Below are 3,162 nucleotides of genomic sequence, written 5' to 3'. Positions count from 1 at the left end.
GTAGGCTTATAGTACCCATCTGTTAAAGGAAAGATATCAGTTACAGGAGAATTCAGAATACAGAACACAGAATTGGCTACGCTAACAGTAGTAAAACACGCTTTATACCTGGGTAACAGACCTACCTTGTCTACCACACCAACTTGAAATCTGCTGTAGGTGCAAAATAATCAGATGTTCGGCTTAGAGATTGTTTGAAAAGTCGTTAGCTGTGATTTTCAGCACCTCTTGATCCCCCCTACCCCCCTTAAAAAGCTACGGTGTATACACAACTCGAATTACCCCCCTTAATCCCCCCGGTAAACCGGAAATCCAGTTCCCTCCCCTTTCTAAGGCTACGGTGTATACACAAGTCTGAAATAGCTGATTAACCAGGGTTTTACCCCACCCTAACCCTCCCCTTGCAAAGGGGAGGGAACTAGATTTTCCGGCTTCCCCCCAATGCATAGGGGGGATTTAGGGGGATCTAAAACTTTTTGCTACTAACAACAGGACTTTTCAAACATCCTCTAAGATTCCCGACCTCTTTAATTAAGAAGCCGGGAATCTTTATTCGTAATTCGTAATTCGTAATTACCTATTTTCAAAGGTTTCAGGCATTTAAAAACAAGGATTTGGTGCGTTACGACGTTCCGTCTAACACACTCTACTAGCGTGTCAAGGCTAAAATAGTGCATTACAAATCTTGGATATATTGAGATTTTATAAACATAAATCAATTTTTTTATTGCAACATTTTAGCCTTGTCACGCCACTACTGGCATGGCAATGGCAAGCAAAAAAATTGTGCATTAGACGTAGGTTGGGTGGAGCGGAGCGCAACCCAACACATATCAGGATGTTGGGTTACGCAAAGCCTCCACCCAACCTACAATTTTTATTGCAACATTTTAGGCTTGCCACGCCACTACAATACCTAATTTTTTCAGAAATTAAATCGGATTCATGTAGTAGAAGTTACTACGCATTTTGGGATACAGGTGCTATGTAGCAATCTGTGGTACTGACACCTTCACCAGCACTTTTTTGCTAAAAGATAGACCGTTTTCATTTTTGTCGATGATAATCGTGTCTCCAGAGATAAAAGTATTCTCTAATAACTTGGTGGCGAGGGGGTTTTCGACTTCTCGCTGAATTGCTCGTTTGAGTGGACGGGCACCGTAAACTGGGTCATAGCCTGATTCGACAAGGTGATCGCAAGCTGATTGGGATATCTCAAAGAAGATTTTTTGCTCGCGCAGGAGATTTTCTACCCGTTTGAGTTGAATGCGGATGATCTGCCGCATTTCTGTGCGATTTAGGGTATGGAAAAGTATGATATCATCGACGCGGTTGAGAAATTCGGGGCGGAAATGCGATCGCAAGCCTTCCATTACCCGCTTCCGCATTGTTTCATATTTGGAATCATCACCAGCTACATCCAAGATATGTTCGCTACCAATGTTACTGGTCATGACAATAACGCTGTTGCGAAAATCTACTGTTCTTCCCTGAGAGTCAGTAATTCTCCCATCGTCTAACACTTGCAATAAAATATTGAACACATCGGGGTGCGCTTTTTCAACTTCATCAAGCAGCACCACCGAATAGGGACGGCGGCGAACCGCCTCGGAAAGTTGACCGCCTTCTTCATAGCCTACATATCCTGGAGGCGCACCTACTAACCGGGAAACTGAGTGTTTTTCCATGTACTCAGACATATCTAAGCGCACTAATGCATCATCAGAATCAAAGAGAAACTGAGCTAAAGCACGGGCGAGTTCGGTTTTACCCACACCTGTGGGGCCCATGAACAAAAATGAACCAATGGGACGCGAGGGATCTTTCATCCCCGCACGGGCGCGGCGAATTGCGGCTGCTACTGCTTCTACAGCCTCTTCTTGCCCAATGACTCGTTGATGCAAATGACTTTCTAGTTGCAGTAATTTTTGCCGTTCCGATTCCAACAGGCGATTGACGGGGATTCCTGTCCATTTAGCGACGATTTCGGCAATATCAGCTTCGGTGACTTGTTCTCGCAGCAACGTGGAACCTTGGTTTTGAATTTCTAAAAGGCTCGCTTCTTTGGCTTCGCGCTCATGCTGGACTCCCTCTAATTTGCCATACTTCAGTTGGGCAGCTTTATTTAGATCGTAGGCACGTTCCGCCTGTTCGATTTGCACTCGCAAGGCATCTTCTTCTTTCTTTAAGGCGCTGATCGCTTCGAGTATCTGCTTTTCACCTTGCCATTGCTCGTTAAATGTTAGCTGTTTTTCCGTTAAATTGGCGATTTCTTGCTCAATTCGCTCTAAACGTTCTTTCGTTTGGGGAGTACCCTTTTCTTCGCCAGCTAATGATAGCTTTTCCATTTCTAGCTGCATGAGGCGGCGATCGATGGTTTCCAATTCGGCTGGTTTGGAGGTAATCTCCATTTTCAACTGTGCTGCGGCTTCATCCACTAAATCAATGGCTTTATCTGGCAAGAAGCGATCGCTAATATAACGCGCTGACAGAGTTGCTGCTGCTACCAAAGCGGAATCCGAAATTTTGACGTTGTGATGCACTTCATAGCGTTCTTTCAACCCCCGCAGAATGGAAATAGTATTTTCCACACTTGGCTGATCGACAAATACTTGCTGAAAGCGGCGTTCTAGGGCTGCGTCTTTTTCAATGTGTTTGCGGAACTCGTCTAAGGTAGTAGCGCCAATGCAACGCAGTTCTCCCCGCGCCAGCATCGGTTTGAGCAGATTTCCCGCATCCATTGCCCCTTGTTGGTTGGAACCTGTGCCGACTACGGTATGCAGTTCGTCAATAAACAAAACAATTTGCCCGTTAGATTCCGTAACTTCTCGGAGAACAGATTTTAGTCGGTCTTCAAATTCACCTCGGTATTTTGCCCCAGCAATCAAACTACCCATATCTAAGGAGATGAGTTGGCGGTTTTTCAGAGATTCGGGAACGTCGCCGTTTACCATTCGCTGTGCCAAAGCTTCAGCGATCGCAGTTTTACCTACCCCAGGTTCACCAATCAAGACAGGGTTATTTTTGCTACGACGAGACAATACTTGAATCACCCGCCGAATTTCGTCATCTCTGCCAATTACCGGGTCGAGTTTTCCAGCTTTTGCCTGTTCTGTCAAATCTCTACCAAATTTTTGTAAGGCTTCATAGCGGGATTCTGGG

Annotated in this window: 1 protein-coding gene; it reads right to left on the bottom strand. The window is 45.2% G+C overall.

Features of this window, described 5'->3' with window-relative positions:
• Window positions 1-983: 983 nt before the first annotated feature.
• Window positions 984-3,162, bottom strand: a 2,179-nt coding sequence (locus HWQ37_RS00225) for an ATP-dependent Clp protease ATP-binding subunit (protein WP_292742536.1), incomplete at its 5' end; no start/stop codon positions are given.

The organism is Nostoc sp. NMS4 (assembly GCF_017115095.1).
In the GTDB taxonomy this organism is placed as follows: Bacteria; Cyanobacteriota; Cyanobacteriia; order Cyanobacteriales; family Nostocaceae; genus Nostoc.
This window is presented reverse-complemented; position numbering and strand designations above follow the sequence as displayed.